The sequence below is a fragment of the Aedoeadaptatus coli genome (assembly GCF_900343085.1).
Lineage (GTDB): Bacteria > Bacillota > Clostridia > Tissierellales > Peptoniphilaceae > Aedoeadaptatus > Aedoeadaptatus coli.
This window is the reverse complement of sequence record NZ_OPYI01000008.1, coordinates 53816-70375: the sequence shown is the minus strand read 5'-3', so window position 1 is coordinate 70375 and position 16560 is coordinate 53816. Positions and strand designations below refer to the sequence as shown.

Here is a 16560-nt window from a genome sequence, read left to right as displayed (position 1 = left end):
TTAAGACTATATACCAATAATCACACTTATAGTATACCATTACCACTTATATTAAAAACAGACCCTTTACGGATCTGCTACTTGTTGATATCAATTTCAATTCCTGACTTAAACACTACTTTAAGCTTTTCATCATAAACAACAATCTCATCTATAAGTTTCCTTACCAATTCTTCATCATAGCTGTCTATTTCTAATTGTTGGCTTTCTAAAAACTCTTCTAGTTCCTTTAGTCTGCTTTGTTCATTCTTCTCTTCTGCCATTTCAAGAAGTATATTTTCTTTCTCATTTCTTAACTCTTCCACTCTGTCTGCAAGTTCTGTGTAGTCTTTCTTGGCATTGGCGACTTTTAAAAGCTCTTCTTGAACCTCCAGCATTTCTTTATCTATTTCTTCTATCTGCCTACTCCCATCACCTGTGATGGCTTTTTCTATATTCTCTTTTATTATTTCTTTTAATTCACTGCTTTCAGAAATAAGCTGATTGATGGCTTCCACAACTGCTTCTTGTAGGTCTTCTTCTTTTATAGTTCTAGCATGGCAGGCATCTGGTCCATGGGTTACTCTTGTGCAACATCTCCAAACAGTATATTTTTTCCCTCTGTTGTTCCAAGCAATTCTCCTGTAAATATCACCGCATTTCGAGCAATAGACAATACTTGAAAGGGCGTATTTGCTTGAGTAAATTCTTCTCTTCCCTTTTTCACTTACCATATTAGCTCGTCTGTACATTTCTTCTCCAACTCGCATGAAGATTTCTTTGGGTATGATGGCTTCGTGGCTATTTTCTACATAATATTGAGGGCAATTCCATCATTCTTTACTCTTTTCTTATTCAGAAAATCTACTGTATAGGTTTTCTGCAGGAGAGCGTCTCCCATATATTTCTCATTAGTTAAAATTTGATTGAGGTTTGATACATGCCACTTCTTATTTCCTGCTCCATTTATTATCTTATCTTTTTCAAGTCCTTCCTTTATGTCTCGTAGACTTGCCCCTTCCAAGTATTCTCTGTAGATCCTTTTTACTATTTTTGCTTCTTCAGGAACTACGACAAGTTTTCCATCTTCGTCTTTTGTATAGCCTAAAAACCTATTATGGTTTACTTGGACTTGACCTTGTTGAAATCTATATTGAATGCCCAATTTCACATTTTGTAATAAAGACTGACTTTCCTGTTGAGCAAGAGATGCCATAATGGTAAGGAGGACTTCTCCCTTAGGGTGTATAAGTGCGTCCTTGTAAACAAGAGACTATTCCTCTATGTCCGTTTCTTCCTCTTGTGTTTCTGTATTTTTATTTTTCCTTTCTTTTCTATTCTCAATAATTTCTAAGATTTTTTGATTTATTACCTCTTTGATATTTGTGAATGAGATTAGTTGATAAAATTCGTCTTTGGTTAATTCTTTGCTTTCGGTAAAGATACTTTCAAATACTCCTCCTTTTTTATAAAGCCGTCTATCTCTCTTTTTTCGTGCTTCCTCTTTCTGCTGACTGATGAGCTTCTTTCTTTTATTTTGTAACTGCTTGATTTCTTCTTTTGCCATTAAAATTTTTCTTCTATGTCTTTCATTTTCTTTGTCCTTTCTTCTTGATTTTGAGCAATAAAAAAACAGTAAACCGACTTGATTTACTGCTTCGTGAATTGCTATCTTGTATCTTTTATTTGGTTATTTGAGTTTAATAAACTGGGATTCATAAATTACTATCTAACCATGTTTTTAGTTCATCAAAACTGTAATCTCCTTTTAACGCTATTCCATCTTTAATAATTGAATTCTTACATTCCTTTTTGTAATCTTCAATCATTCTCCCAAAACCACCTCCGCCATGCGTGCAAAACGGAATAATTGTCTTTCCACTTAAATCAACCGTTCTTAAAAACGATAGCACGGGTGGGGCAAAAGTTTCAAGCCAATTAGGAGAACCAATAAAAACCACCTCTGCATTTTCAATAGTTTCCGCCCTTTGAATAAGAGGTGGGCAATATCCTTTTTCAATTTCTTCTCTCACTTCTTTTACAGCTGTATTATATGAGAATGAATAGGGCTTTTGTGGCTTCAGCTCTCTCAAATCCCCATCAGTAATCAACGCAATATCTTCTGCTAATCTTCTTGTTATTCCTGAATATGAATAATATACAACCAAAGGACTCATTATAATCATCTCCTTAATTCAACCTAATTACTATTATATCATTTTTATTATATGATAAGTAGCCTGATATTATCTATCCTGTTCACTCCCCCTAAAATATACATAGTGTCTACACACCCTGCAATAATCTACACTTGAAATGTTCCCACAAGGTATTTTTCAAATAGAAAAATGGCTTTTAAGATTTCTTCTAAAATCCTAAAAGCCACCTGTTTCAACAGTTTTATAGCCTATTATCTTAATTTCTTGACATCAATGCCACACTCTCCACTTGCTCATCATTATCCAAACCAGTCTTAATAACATCTCCAACATCAATAATGTTTTTTAAACCTTAAATAAGATTTAGATAAATTTGTTTGTGGGTTAAACCATCATGAAATGTCAATTCACAGATAGTTTTACTTATATATTTATACAGTCTTTTTGTATTTATAAATCATCCTCTTAAAATCTCGTCTATCTGCTCCGCTTCGATTTGTTTTTGTAAATAATCAATTTTTGTTTCAATATAGTTTTTATGTTTTATCCACTTTAAACCTATAAAATTTGGTAACAATGATTCGAGAAATTCAATCCAAGCTGAATACATAGGTACTGCACTACCTGACCAACTCCAAGAAGTAGGTGTTAATGGTATTTTTTCAAAGTCTTCAAATAACGGATTATTCTCAAGAAATAGCAATATATACTCTTTTTTTCTTTTGATCTCTAATTTTGACACAACTGAAAATAGGCAATACATTTTTGCTTCATCATTGCAGAATTGTTGAATACATTGTCGAATCCACATATCTTGTCTTTCTAACAGCTTTTTCTCATTTTGCTTTGGCAATAATAAAGATTCTAAAAAATACGGTACTGACAACCTAGAATATTGACGGTTTCTTATCAACTGCTCAAAGATTTTATTATATATTTCTACAAAATCGTCCAAATCAAAAAAGCAACAATGCTTTTCTTGATGGTCGCTAAAGGAGTCACTATTTATTAAATAATCTATATACTTGTCCAGTATAGAAGGTCTAACCGAATATATTTCCTTCAAAAATTGTCCGTCATAATCATGATGTTTATCATATGACAACATAGCATGGTATATTTCTTCAAGCAATTCTAAATTGCAATTAAATTTTTGAATCACTTCCTTTGGTGTATTATGATGATAATTAAATAACAAGCCAAAATAAATATCCACGATAAAAGAGGAATACACTTTTTTATCCAAAATAATTTTGCAACCTTCTATTAATGCTAATTCATCTATTGCTTTATATTTATCCAGAAAATCTACATCACGCATTGATGATGAGGTAATATATCTGTCAGAAGTATCTTTCAAAAAATCATAAAGCCCTTGTAAATGTTTTTCTGTAATTAATCCCTGCGGTAATTCATGATAATATGCATATGTCCAAGCATTTTTCTGACTATATTCTTCACTAATAATAATTTCATACACTTCTGAATCGGATAATAATGAAAATAAATTGTCTACTAGATGGTATGGATGTAAATTATTTGGTGTATCGTTTTTGATATAGTATTTAATTGCATCAACATACCAATCTGCTTTATGGGAAATAGCATCAAAGGCAATGCCTAATCCTTCACCAACCTCCCAATATGAATGATTATCTAGCTCAGAAATACCGTTGCAAACATCAATCAACTTCTTAAATATCTGTAAATCACAATTCAAAGTGTAATATTTAATTGATTGCTCCTTTTGTTTTCTATTTTCTTCATAACCAGTTTCTTTATAATCTGGTCCTTTAAGAAGACAATATAATTGAAAGCCCTCTCCTTTAAAATATTCAGCAAACAAGGATTCACAAGAATAATTCATTCTGCTAAAAACTTGCAATATTTTGTCTGCTAAAAGGCAATTTGCCAATTTATCTGGTGGAAAATTTAACTTCAAAATTAATTCAATATATTTTAAATCAAATTGTAAAACAGGAATGCTTATATCGTCAATAATGCCACCATAAGAACTAAGAATTTCCCTAACTTTTTCTCTATACTTTTCAATTTTACTCAAAGAAGTTAACGATTCCCAAATTAACCCACGATATTTTTCAACACCTTTAGACATAGTTAATGGAATCTGATATATGGTTATTGCATTCTTTCGTCCTTCCTCCGCTGGAGAAAATTTTAACTTCAGAAATTCTTCTGCTATCTGCAAAAAAATTATTACAATAAATTCTTGTTTCCAATCATTTGAATATTCTATTATTTTTTCAAAAAAATTATTTGAGTATAAAAACTATTACGAAAAGAATCCCTCTGAATACCAAAATATATATTAACTGCATGGTAAAATTCCATAAATAAATCTGGTCGCTTTAGATAATATTGAAAAAACAAATCACAAGCGGTTGGCAAATCATTCATATCTGCAAATCCACCAAGAGTTTTAATGATATCATTTTCCACATATTGATAATTTTTTCTTTTTTCAGTATCTATATCAATCCATTCACAAATCACTCTTTCTTCAGATTCAATTTCATTTTGCAAAAGCAAAAGTGTTTCCGTAGGATTAATGCGAAAAAAGACTTTTACAAATTCAAAGAAGATTGGCGATTTTTCTGTTGATAATTCATCCCATAATAACTTTATTTCTTTCTCAGCAAAATTTAAAAGTGCCTTATTTTTAAAAATATTAAGCAACGTATTAACAGAAGATATAGTTCTCTCTCTGTAACTTAAAAAGCAAGCTTTAATCATTTTCGACAAACTAAGTAATTTTTTGTCAAAGAAAATATATTTTAACAAATAATTAGACAAACATTGATCAGAAAAACGAACAGCTTTATCATTGCAAATATTGACAATCTCCAGCTCGTGAAGCATACGGATATTTTCAATGAAACTATCTCGATTTAACCCTTTTTCCTGTAGAATTGGTAAAAGTGCATCAATATAATCTAAATGAATTGCTTCAAGAAAAGCAATTATACCAGAAGTTATACACAGATTTTTGTCTGTAAAAAATTGATTATTTTCTAAATTAGAACCATAATAATCTTCATATAATTGTGACACATCGTCAATAGAATCCAAACGATTTGAACTGCATGCTACTTTCCCAGCAAGTATAGCAATACGGGCGTTCCCTTCTGAAATTCTTATAATTCGTTCTTGATAATCTGAATTCAAAATGCCCAATGAAGTTTCAAGTAATTCCTTAATCTCATTCTCTGAAAATACATTTACATTCACAATTTCATAAGAAGTGATTGCTTTAACATCGTTTATCACTTTTTGAAGTGCATAATCCCTTACTGTAATAAGTATTTTTACATTATATCCCTCTGATTTCATACTAACGTATCGAATAATATGCTGCAGTCCTGACAATTGATTGGCATCATCAATAAAAAGAAAATAATCCCCTGGTCTATCTAAAAAAAGTTTTAAATCCTCGTATATTGGTAATGCATTACTATGAATACAGTAAGTCTTTTCATTCTTAGCATCTGCATGATTTTTTACATAATGCAAAGCTAAACGTGTTTTTCCCGTACCTGATGAACCACTAAGTATAACAACATCCACTTTAAGATAAGCATTGATGATATCTTGAAATTCTTTTTCTCTGAATAGAAATTTAGTGTCAATTGGAGCAGCCATTCTATTTGCATTGTAGCTATTAATAAATTCATCATATGATTGAATTTGATCTGTACTTATTGATATTCCCAAAAAATCACGTGAAAGATTATGATGGAAAAGATATATATCTTCTGCAAGCTTATCAATTCCAATAATTACAAGCTTAACTCCAACATCTTCACACAGTTTTTTTACTTCACTATCTTGCAATGGTGTAAAGTTTGATGAAGTATGACAATAAATAATTTCAGAGATTTTGTCATGCGGAACACCTGTCTTTGCTGTATCAAGACATTTTTCAAGATCATCACTAATTTTTGCAAATAAGTTCGTCCTTTGAGTTGTGTATTCAACAAAAACATACTTTCCATTTGATGCAATAAAATAAGTATCAGGTGTACCTAAAGTGGTCTTACGTGTACCTGCCTCTCCACCAAGAGATACTATACTCGGATAGCCTGTTTTATACAAATAAGAATCACAAAGATTTTGAAATGAACCTGCATCCAGTTGTAGTATTTTTTGTTTAATACTTTCAATATTAGCCACTGTCTATGCCCCCTATTGTTTCAATAATACACCATCTTAAAATGCTTCAACGCATCTAAAATTGCTTCTTCCTTTTCAATTGTACACTGTGGTATTTTCTGTTTCTCATTTTTTGAAATATTATAATGTTCCCTAACTTCTAAACCATGCTTTTTCTTAACTTGTGCAATGTACAGAGTAGATACTTTAAACCCAAACTTTTCCAAAACATAGTTTTGAATTTGTTTATATGTTGCCTTACTTTCTACGCTTGTTAAGTCCATATCATCCATCGGAAGTTCTACACTAATATATTTCTTAGAATCTAGTTTGGAAAGCAGCGTGATTACTTCCACATGGCTTGAGTGGTCAGTATGAATGTCATTTGAGTGTGTCCGTTCTCGGGAACATATCCACTGCGTTTTTGGGGCTATCGGTAGACGGGAACATATCAATACACCTCATGGATTATTATTTTAGAATGGATTTTAAGTAATCTAATAAATCTGATTTAGTTAGAGGCTCTGCATGACTTAAAATACAATACTTACAGTCGAAACTTTCTATCAAATTTGTTAATGACATTAATTTTTCTTTATCCATATACCCATCATCGTAGAAATCCTCGCTTGTTGAATCTCCCAAGAACAATATTTTTTCCTCAGGAATATAGATAAGCACCGTATCTTCCGAATGGGGTGAAACCGTATGAAAAATCATTGCGGTTATTCCACCGAGATTAAGGGTAAGCTCTTTTTCAAATTGGATATCCGATAGAACGGCAATAATTCTTTTATTATCTACATATTCTCTAGCTAGGCACTCATCATCATTTATCAAAAATTTTATATATGCACTGTCAGATAGTTTGGCTCTTTCCTGTTTCAAAAACTCGTTGGTTTTATGGTGTGCAATGGACAATCCGTGAATTTTATGCATTCCAAAGGTATGGTCCCAGTGCCAATGAGTGATGACAGTAAAATCTGGCTTCTTTAGGTCCTCGATTTCTAGGGATTTATAAAATTCATCAACATGGTCTGCTGAATTTCCTGCATCAATGGCAAGTGCAATTTTATCTCCATTTAAGTATGCCAACATAGGCCTATCAGTTTCTGGTTGATGTGGATAATAAAAGACCCTGCTAGTTATCTTTTTCAGTTCCATTTGCCATCCCACCTTTCTGGTAATAAATCTTTCAGCAACACTTCTTCCATTTCAGGTAATACAATTTGGGTCTCTATATTTTGATTATCTATCTGTGCAATAAACTCTCTGCACCTTCCACATGGTGGAAGTATACTCCCATCTTCAAATACAGCGATAATCCTTTTGATTGCAGTTTCATTGTTCTTTACCATTTCAGCAATAGCTGACTGTTCAGCGCATAAGCCAATAGAACAGGGCAAGTCAATGCATATTCCTGTAAAGATGTTACCGCTATTTGTCTCCAACGCGCACGCAACATGCCCTGAAGTTCCAAAGTTCCGTAACTTTTTATGATTAATTATACTGAAAGCAATTTGATATAATTCTTGTTTATTCATTTTCTTCTCCAATATTATTTAGCTTAATAATACGTTATTCTTTTTTCAAAACACTAAGTTATTCAGTTCACCATCAAGAACTTTTATAGTTTCATTTCTTTCCTTATCCTCTTGATTGTCATATAAAAGTTGTTCAATAAACTCCCATATATCTTCTAGTTTACGTCTAATATGATAGAATAACAAAGCATCCGTATTGATTAAAAAATCTTTGTGTAATTTCAGGTATATGTTCATAAATACATCATAATATGGCTTATCAACAAAAAACATGAGATCAGCTTTTACTGGAGCCAATTTCAAGCCTTCCCAGTCAATTAGAACTAACTGCTCATCCCGTTGCATCAAGTTCCAATTATGAATATCTGTATGGCATAGGGCCATTTTAGGATTACTTCGTCTTAGAATCTCCGACAGTCCTTCAACTCTGTCAATAGATTGTTCAAGGGGTTTTATGTGTGCCCCAAGCAAGCATTTTAAGTCCATGGGAAGACTGGCGCATTCTTTACGCAATACTTGTTTTAGCTGTTTCAGAAATGGCAAGCTAAAATCTTCCCTAATTAGTTGCACATATACCTACTATATCAATAAATTTTGAGTTATCATTGACTATATTAGTTGCTATTATCAGAATAGTCGTCGATAACTATATTTTCGTGCAAATATGCAAATAAGTAAAATGATAGTTATGTTATATCATAATAATTGAAAATAATAGAATGCATTTTTCAATGTAATAAGATTAAGCGTTCTCTTAAAGTTAGAGAACGCTTAATTATTTTTAATTTATTGAAATAATTTGTAACTATTGAAAACAGACAAAAATTGTTCATTGGATAATTTATCAAGATCAGTAACATTCGCATGCTTCAGCACCTGTCTTAATTGATTTTTAGTAAAAAGAACATGATATTCCCTGTTTACCCATTTATAAACGAAAAATCTATACTTTTTGTAGTCCTTCTTTAAAATAAATGGTTTATGCCTTTCAAGTACAATCAATACAGAATCTACATTAGGCTTAGGGTGAAAATATGCTCGTGGCACTTTTTTAAGAATTTTTATATCCATTTCCACCATTAACAGCAAACCTAAAGCTCGTTGGGTATTTTGCAACCTTTTAGCAAATCCCCTCTCTACAATAAGGTAGCTATATTTCGCTTGACTATCAAAAGCAATCTTTTTTACAATATCAGTACTAATATTGTAGGGAATATTACCAAATATTTTATAGTCTGTATTTTTAGGAAAGCTAAACTTCAAAATATCCTCATGAATAACTTTTATATTCTGAAAAGGTTCAACTGCTTTTTTCGTGGCATGACATAAACCTTCATCAATCTCTATAGCATTCACCCGTTGACTCATTTCCACAAGTTCCTTGGTAAAATGTCCTTTTCCTGACCCAATTTCTATTATTTTATCTTGTTTATTGATATTCGTATATTTTAATATTTCCTTTACATGCTTTTTAGATGTAATGAAATTTTGCGTATTTTTCGGGTTTTTCTGTTTCATTATAAACTTCTCCTTGCCGGTTATAATGAACTAATCTTAAGAGCTCATTATAACCAATTATTTTTGGTTTGGTTGATAATGAAATCTCTCAATAACAAATATAGAAAACATACCCATACCTTTACCTCCTTTAATTTTTTTCATTATAAATGAGATAAAGTAATATCTACTACTGCAATACATGTACACATATTTAACTCCTCCTTATGCAACTGCTTATATCACTTTTAATTTCTCTATTCAATAAAGTTCTGTGCTAATCTACCTCACCCTATGGATTTTTAATCCCGAAACATCAAATGTCATCTGTCAAATGCCCTATTTAAAAGGGTCAAAAAACGGTATTTTTTAGCCTGTTTTTGACCCAATTTTCGTACTCAAACCACTACATGTTGTGGTTGACTCCTATTATTCCTTGTCCAAACCACAATACGTCATCAGAATTGCTGCTTCAACGTGCCTTGAGTGGGCAAAAAAGATGTCGCACCCCACTGGTATCCCCTTGGCGGAAGCCCATATTTCTGAAACAGTCGCCTGGATAGGCTATTTTTCATTGATTTGGTGCCTGCTTTTGCGTTACAATCCAAGTAATTGTAAGCAATAAAGCCTTCAAAAGCATGTTGTCCTCTTGAAGGCTTTATTCGGTACAACTTTAAAATTGGTTTACTTATCTTTATCTTCCTCTCTAAGATACTTAACTAGCCCCGGATAATTGCTTATCCTTACAGTTCGGATCAATTAGAATTAGCCGAAAACGGCGGCGAAGAAACGAACCACCGAGAAGCACCGCCGCATTGCCGAGCTTGATACCCTCATTGAACGACTGTATGCGGACCGGAAAAGGCGCGGTTGACCGCCTTGCCCTCAAAGGCTTAGGGGCATATCAACTATATATTGGGGCCGAGTGCCGTTACTTTAACACCGCCGCTAGCCATGAGCTTATGCTTCCTTTAGGACACTGTCCCAACAGACACTTTTTAAAGTATGCTGCACTAATCCTTATTTTTCACAGCATAGCGCAATGACAGACAGCCATGTTCTGCATTCTCTGTTCCCTGCAATTCCAAATTAACTTTTTCAGATAACAGAAGGTTATCAAATAGTTGTTTTTCTTTATTACCTACAAAACATGGTGATATCACAAGACTGATTTCATCAATAAGTCCGTTTTCTAATAATTTGTTGGTTAATCCACCGCCACTGTCTGTCCGCATGTATTTACACCCATATTGCTCATGCAGGATCTGAAAGGCTTTTTCATAGTCCACATGATCATTTCCTGACACAATATATGGGTAATGCCTTTCCTCCAAATAATTCAAATATTCCTTCGGAGTGGCAGTTGATACCAGAATGACAATTTCCTTCAGATATCCAAGATTTCTTAAGCAATGAAGACTTCTCAAGATACCTCTGCTGTCAGGTATGACTCCTATTGGTCTGGGGTCCTCCGGGCTTGTTATGATTTTCTCAAAATCAGCCTCTGTTTCAGCAGGATATTTTTCAAATGCAGTAAAAACAGTATTGGACCCAAACAGCACCGCATCCGAATGAATTCCCCCGGCAACCTGGTAGTAAACTTCCGGATTATCAAAGCCTTTAATGCGGCCATCAAGGCTAATTTGTGTGTGCATAATTATCTTTGGTTTCATATTTTTCAATCCTCCTTTTTGATAGTAGAATATCATAATACACTGACAGCTGTATGTCAGCAGGGGATATGAAACCTTACAAAAAATACATAACAGACCAATCGCTTTCTCTAAATCAAGTTTAGGCAGTGATTCGTAATTTGTGCCAGGTGTTTACGGGTTATGCATTTTAATTCATCAGGTTGGACTATTTCAATGCCTGATCCATATTCAATCAGCTGCTTGCTCAATATCTCAAAGGAATCTGTCTGGAATTCGATTTCCATTTTACTTCCCAAATCGGTTTCTTCAAGGAAGCCGAGAGAATACCTGTTCTTGATAGAATTGTATGTCTCCCCTTTTTCAGCTCTAAGAATTACATTATATAGTTTTTTATATGAAAGCATTTGTTTTAATATTTGTTCCAAAGAGCCATCATGGCTTTGACAGAGCTCTTCTTCTATGCAAATGCTTTTAATCCGATCCACACGAAAATTCCTATATTCATTTCTTAGCCTGCAAAACCGATTAAGTACCAGTTCTGTTCATAAAACCCCAGTGATATAGGCTCTATCATTCTGCTTTCCGGTTCTTGCCCTCCTGATGCAGGATATTGAATTGATATTACCCTTTTATTGCAGATTGCAGTCTGAATTGCTGCAATAACGTTATCCGCCAATGTATTTTTCTGTCCAGATGTGCTGTACACGTTAATACTGTTCTCCAACTCCTGTGCATAGTTTTTTTCACCATGCTTCAAAATAGATTTGATTTTATACATAGCTGAATCAAAATCCTTTATAAATGATTCATCTCCATGGCAATTTAAAAATTTCCCTGCTGTAATCAATGCACCCACTTCCGCCGCTGTAAACATTACCGGCGGAAGTAGGAAGCCCTCTACAAGAAAATATCCTTTTCCGGCCTCAGATCCAATTGGTATTCCGGCTTCTTCAAGTGTCCGGATATCTCTGTAAACTGTCCTTAAGCTTATATTAAATCGCTGTGCAATTTCTTTGGCAGGAATTATTTTTTTTGATTGCAGCTGAATAAGAATAGAGGTTACTCTGTTAATCCTGTTCAAATTTTATTCCTCCTCTGTGACTTCCATAAAAAGTATATCCTATGCGTTCTTAAGCTAGCTGCTGTTAGTGCTTCTCATTGCACCCTGGTTATAAAAGCCATACTCACAAACCTCTTCACCAAAACTCTTTACATCTCTAATATAGAACTCTATCTAGCGAACTTTTAGAAAAGATATAAAACATCAGAGTATGGACAGTTGCGGATGTACTTCAGAAAAGATTAGATGTCTAAAAAGCTTGTAGTTAAAGCTTTTTAGACATCTAAATCTAGGTACTAAAACAATTCATCCAGTAAAATATAATATTTTATTTTCTCCCAATCAGGCTTGATCCCCAGTAAGTCAAAAAATAGCTCGACATACTGTTCTTCCCCGATATCCTCCCTGATCGATCGGACGCAGAAGGCAATGTCATACCACTTGTCCGCCCTGCCGCTTCTCCCAAGATCAATAAAGCCACTTACTTTGCCATCTTTCACAAAGATGTTGCTGTCTCCCAGGTCGCCGTGGGAAAAGACAAGTTCCTCTTCGGGCTTTTCCGTCTTTAAAAAATCATACAGCTCGCGCGGATCTTTAAATGGAGTGTCTTCTTCCCAGTTTTCGCAATCCACATCGGCCAGATCGTTATTCAGTAAGTAATCCAATTCGGCTAAGCGGCTGTCTAAGCTATTCGTATAGGGACAATCCGATATGTCGATGGAGTGAAAGAGCCTGATGCACTCCGCATACAGCTCGATAATCTTTTCAGGGCTTTGTTCATCTTCATACTCTTCCGAGCAAAGGACGCCATCGGCCTCACTCATGAGCAGATTGCTCCAGCCATCATGCCGTTCAAAGTGCAGGACCTTTGGAACAGGCAGCTTTCCTTCCAGCCATAGCATCATGTCCTTTTCCCTTTCCACATCATAGGTGGTCCCTTTATACCGGCTGTCCGTCATTTTTAAATATAGGTTTTCATTTTCTCCCACCAGCTTATATACCTTAGCAGGAGACATTCCTTCCGTATCTTTTACGCAGCGGTATTTTTCGATCAGTTTTTTCAATTCCGGTGATATTCTCATTTTAGCCATTTATTATTTCCTTCCTCTTTTCTACAGTATTTAAAGATACCCCAAGAAGCTAATTATAACAAGACGAACTCCAATTCACTGTTCCTTGCATTCTAAAACCTTAAATACCAGAAAACAGCTTTTTCAAAGTTGTTTTCAAAGTTGGCGTATAACATAGTATCGACGGAGCCGATTTTGAAACCACAATTATGATAGAATTTACAAGCTATAAGGTTATTGTCCTGGGTTTCAAGCATTAGTCCATGCAAGTTTTTATGCTTTGCCCATTCTATAGATATATTGATAAGCGCGCTGCCTATGCCTTGCCCCCTGAAATCCTTACATACGGCGATATCTTCTATATAAGCGTACCGGTTCCAATTTTTTCGCAGTTTAACTTTTCCGACGCATTTATCGTCTTGGTAGTAAAGATATATTATCTTATCAGTATTGTCAATATATTCAAGGCAATCTGCCTCCTCATCCTCTTCATCCTCTTCGTCTTGGTAGCTTTTTAAATATGGCGCTTCATAGAGTAATTCTGTAAAGGTCCAATTCTCGTTTTCATACCTCGGTATAATCTTACCTATCACCTCAAATGGTTCGCTGGGTTTATCGATATCTTTCAGGTGCCCTGCTTTCATTTCTGTAATCACTGTTCCCGCCTCTCTTCTATATCAGCGGCATATGTGCTATCCAGGCAGCCGGTTTTACCAGTGTATTTTTTATACATGTCCCTGGTATATTTTGTTATATTCCTATCATACTCCGGATAGGCATAATGAAGCCTTTCCGCCACCTCACCGGATACCGCCCTGAACAATTGATGGCATAGAAATAATGCTTCCCATATGTTTTCATAGGAATCCATCCGGTAGGTGGACAAAAGTTTCTCCCACAAATCCTCGGATATATACCTTTCAATAAACTTATAGTTCTTGCCTACACTTAATTTAAAGCCTGTTTCGATGCCGACCTTCCATGATATCATTCTCAGCAGCTCATGGCGAACAATCTGATTAAAATGATCAATAGCAAATAAAATTTCCTTACGGCACAATCCTTTAATAACATAAGGTGTTACATTCCAAAATTCATTGCAGCAATCATCATACTCCCTTGCGCTTGGCTTTCTTACATGATAATCTATATCAGTCGGAACTATGTCCCTTTTAATTCTACAATCTTTATCAATTAGAACCTTTATTAATTTATCGCCCTTTAGGTAATTATCTAACTCTTCCAAGGGCAATAAGGTAAGATCAATTTTATTGTAATCATCAAATAGCATAAGATAGGAAAATCCCTTTTCTTCAGGTGGGAATAATTCCATATCCTCCGGCTTTTGCATCATTATTATATTCCCAAATTGATTAAGCCAGTCATCATTAGATATAAACGGTTCTATATCACTTACAAAATATGTAATATCATAATCCTGAAATTCATCTTTAGGTATATTAATATTTGCGCGTGACCCCTCAAGGGTCACAATTCGAATACGTTCATCCTGTTCTGCTAAAGAAAGTACTAAATCCATCATTTCTTTTTCTGATCTCATTTACATACTCCTCGTTTATTTTTTCTATATTATTACATCTTCTTTTTTGCCGATACAATCAGCATCATTGGGCGTCGCATTTCATCCGCCATCCCCGGAATATCCATCATGTTCTCTGGCGGCTGTGGCTCCACAATCTGATTTATTATAAAACTATTTGAAAGCAGTGTATTTAGATATGTGGTCAGTGTTCTATGATATTTTGTAACCTTTTCTTCCAAAAACATAGCTGTCCGTTTGCCCTCATAATAATAATTGTCCACCGGGAAATGCAGTATTTCTCCTTTTTCGTTATAATACCAGTCTTGTGTTCCATGAGCAGTAAAAACAGGATGTTCAACTGTAAAAACTAAATTGCCACCAGCCTTCAGCATCCTATATATCTTTTTTATTAAATTCTCATAGTCTGCTACATAATGAAACGCAAGCGAACTTAGTATTACATCAAAGCTCTCCTCTGGGAAATCCACATCTTCTATAGCACAACATCTATATTCAATCTGTGAGAAATGCGTTTTCTCTTTTGCTACTTTGAGCATTTTATGAGAAATATCAACACCTACAACAGAAGACGCTCCGTGTTCCATCGCATAAATACAATGCCATCCATAGCCGCATCCTAAATCAAGCACAAGCTTATCTTTAAAATCCGGCAGCAGCTTTCTCAATGTTTCCCATTCTCCTGCACCGGCTAGTCCCTGCTGTGATCGACTCATTTGACTGTATTTTTGAAAAAATATATTATCATCATATTTGTTTTCTTTCATCTGAATTCCCCTCGTTTAAAAAGTTATTCATCTCCGTTGCAATTTTTTTCACTTCTTTATAAAGCTTCTCGGTCAGATCGTAGCATTCAAAAAGTGAAAGACCGAGTACTTCAAAAATATGATTAACCCTTTCAGCATATTTTTCAGGTTTATATTCAAAGGTTTCAATCAGTTTTATAGCTTTCTTTTCGTTAATGCAATAAGCATTATTACATGCAAATAGTACTTGATTTAAGCATGAAATAATACGAAAAACATGGCCTGCAATATAATATTTATCCTCTGCTCCCGCATTTGCTTTTACAAACATTAAAGAGAACTCTGCTTCAAATATAAAAAAGTTTATCAAGTTCTTCTTTAGAGCACCAGGGTAAATTTCTGCCTGATTTTTTAATTCGCATAAGCTTTCATTCTTAGTATATAGTATCTTGCTGATCGCCAATTCTCCACGATACATAGCACTTATATATCCATGGGGATGCCCCGTCTGATAATTAGTAGTAACAATTCCTTGCTCCGTATCTTTGATTATTTGTTCCACCCGTTTTATATCACGTAAAATCAAGTCAACATGATACCCATTTATAACTAACCATCCGCCGCCATTAATCCAATCACCCCACGCTCCGGGAGGTACAACAAGGTTATTTCTATTCTCATCATCCAACTCTGTAGCAATTTGATTAATCGCTGTAATGTCAAATGATTCTGATTTGTAATAGATTCCGATATCTATATCAGAATCCTCTGTATGTGTGCCTCTTGCACGAGAACCCCCTAATACAATGCCTTCTATATAAGGCAAAGAGGATAATTTGTCTGTCACTGATTGAATAATATTATCTATCATACTGAATCTCTCCTTTCAATATCAAAAGCTATATCTCATGTTGAGAAACACTTTTTTTGCCATATGTTCCTTATGCTTTACGTATATTTATATGGAAAGGAAAGGGGGCCTTCGGAATTCATCTTGAAGGCCTTATTTTCCCTGATTAGTGATCTAAACTACTTAGTGCTTAGATAAAATCCATAATCTTTTTCACTGCCCTACTTACCATCTGTCAAATAAGAAAAGTAAAATAATTATCAGACCAT

Annotated in this window: 19 protein-coding genes and 1 pseudogene; all 20 read right to left on the bottom strand. The window is 34.3% G+C overall.

Annotation, left to right across the window (positions count from 1 at the left end; genetic code table 11):
- Positions 1-77: 77 nt before the first annotated feature.
- Positions 78-731, bottom strand: coding sequence for a recombinase zinc ribbon domain-containing protein (locus tag DG046_RS10085; protein WP_234411464.1), 654 nt, complete (start codon positions 729-731; stop codon positions 78-80).
- 56 nt (positions 732-787) lie between these two features.
- Positions 788-1195 carry a recombinase family protein gene (locus DG046_RS10080; protein WP_234411463.1) on the bottom strand — a complete coding sequence of 136 codons (408 nt, stop codon included), beginning with the start codon at positions 1193-1195 and terminating at the stop codon, positions 788-790.
- A 57-nt stretch (positions 1196-1252) separates the two neighbouring features.
- Complete coding sequence (locus DG046_RS05605) at positions 1253-1546, bottom strand: DUF3847 domain-containing protein (protein ID WP_108831526.1); 294 nt, start codon at positions 1544-1546, stop codon at positions 1253-1255.
- Positions 1547-1694: 148 nt separating this feature from the next.
- Complete coding sequence (locus DG046_RS05600; protein ID WP_108831525.1) at positions 1695-2156, bottom strand: flavodoxin; 462 nt, start codon at positions 2154-2156, stop codon at positions 1695-1697.
- A 439-nt stretch (positions 2157-2595) separates the two neighbouring features.
- On the bottom strand, positions 2596-4254 hold the full coding sequence (locus tag DG046_RS09735; RefSeq protein ID WP_199909590.1) for a hypothetical protein: 1659 nt from the start codon (positions 4252-4254) through the stop codon (positions 2596-2598).
- 140 nt (positions 4255-4394) lie between these two features.
- Positions 4395-6329 (bottom strand): nSTAND3 domain-containing NTPase, encoded by a 1935-nt coding sequence (locus tag DG046_RS09730; RefSeq protein ID WP_199909589.1) that lies wholly within the window; start codon positions 6327-6329, stop codon positions 4395-4397.
- A gap of 20 nt (positions 6330-6349) precedes the next feature.
- Positions 6350-6667, bottom strand: a pseudogene (locus tag DG046_RS05590) (23S rRNA (uracil(1939)-C(5))-methyltransferase RlmD); the annotation flags it as partial.
- A gap of 112 nt (positions 6668-6779) precedes the next feature.
- Positions 6780-7472, bottom strand: coding sequence for an MBL fold metallo-hydrolase (locus tag DG046_RS05585; RefSeq protein WP_019124342.1), 693 nt, complete (start codon positions 7470-7472; stop codon positions 6780-6782).
- A complete protein-coding gene (locus tag DG046_RS05580; RefSeq protein WP_001041171.1) occupies positions 7463-7852 on the bottom strand; it encodes a cytidine deaminase family protein in 390 nt (129 codons plus the stop codon). Before DG046_RS05580 ends, DG046_RS05585 begins: the two co-directional genes overlap by 10 nt.
- Positions 7853-7897: 45 nt before the next feature.
- Positions 7898-8422, bottom strand: a complete 525-nt coding sequence (locus tag DG046_RS05575; protein ID WP_001176020.1) for a phosphotransferase — start codon at positions 8420-8422, stop codon at positions 7898-7900.
- 216 nt (positions 8423-8638) lie between these two features.
- Positions 8639-9370, bottom strand: coding sequence for a 23S rRNA (adenine(2058)-N(6))-methyltransferase Erm(A) (gene erm(A), locus DG046_RS05570; RefSeq protein ID WP_000810833.1), 732 nt, complete (start codon positions 9368-9370; stop codon positions 8639-8641).
- 57 nt (positions 9371-9427) lie between these two features.
- Positions 9428-9487 carry an erythromycin resistance leader peptide gene (locus tag DG046_RS10015; RefSeq protein ID WP_146743586.1) on the bottom strand — a complete coding sequence of 20 codons (60 nt, stop codon included), beginning with the start codon at positions 9485-9487 and terminating at the stop codon, positions 9428-9430.
- 875 nt (positions 9488-10362) lie between these two features.
- Entirely contained in the window at positions 10363-11022 is a 660-nt protein-coding gene (locus DG046_RS05550; RefSeq protein ID WP_000802831.1) for a dihydrofolate reductase family protein, read from the bottom strand.
- A 110-nt stretch (positions 11023-11132) separates the two neighbouring features.
- Entirely contained in the window at positions 11133-11489 is a 357-nt protein-coding gene (locus tag DG046_RS10075) for a WYL domain-containing protein (RefSeq protein WP_000374054.1), read from the bottom strand.
- Positions 11490-11512: 23 nt separating this feature from the next.
- Positions 11513-12085, bottom strand: coding sequence for a helix-turn-helix transcriptional regulator (locus tag DG046_RS10070; RefSeq protein ID WP_001079938.1), 573 nt, complete (start codon positions 12083-12085; stop codon positions 11513-11515).
- A 275-nt stretch (positions 12086-12360) separates the two neighbouring features.
- The gene (gene aph(3')-IIIa / locus DG046_RS05525; protein WP_001096887.1) at positions 12361-13155 is read right to left on the bottom strand and encodes an aminoglycoside O-phosphotransferase APH(3')-IIIa; all 795 of its coding nucleotides are present in this window, start codon (positions 13153-13155) and stop codon (positions 12361-12363) included.
- A 92-nt stretch (positions 13156-13247) separates the two neighbouring features.
- The gene (gene sat4 / locus DG046_RS05520) at positions 13248-13790 is read right to left on the bottom strand and encodes a streptothricin N-acetyltransferase Sat4 (RefSeq protein WP_000627290.1); all 543 of its coding nucleotides are present in this window, start codon (positions 13788-13790) and stop codon (positions 13248-13250) included.
- Positions 13787-14695, bottom strand: a complete 909-nt coding sequence (locus DG046_RS05515) for an aminoglycoside nucleotidyltransferase ANT(6)-Ia (protein ID WP_001255866.1) — start codon at positions 14693-14695, stop codon at positions 13787-13789. Before DG046_RS05515 ends, sat4 begins: the two co-directional genes overlap by 4 nt.
- Before the next feature lie 32 nt (positions 14696-14727).
- On the bottom strand, positions 14728-15462 hold the full coding sequence (locus DG046_RS05510; RefSeq protein WP_019131792.1) for a class I SAM-dependent methyltransferase: 735 nt from the start codon (positions 15460-15462) through the stop codon (positions 14728-14730).
- Positions 15443-16312 (bottom strand): nucleotidyltransferase domain-containing protein, encoded by an 870-nt coding sequence (locus DG046_RS05505; protein ID WP_019131793.1) that lies wholly within the window; start codon positions 16310-16312, stop codon positions 15443-15445. Before DG046_RS05505 ends, DG046_RS05510 begins: the two co-directional genes overlap by 20 nt.
- Positions 16313-16560: the final 248 nt, after the last annotated feature.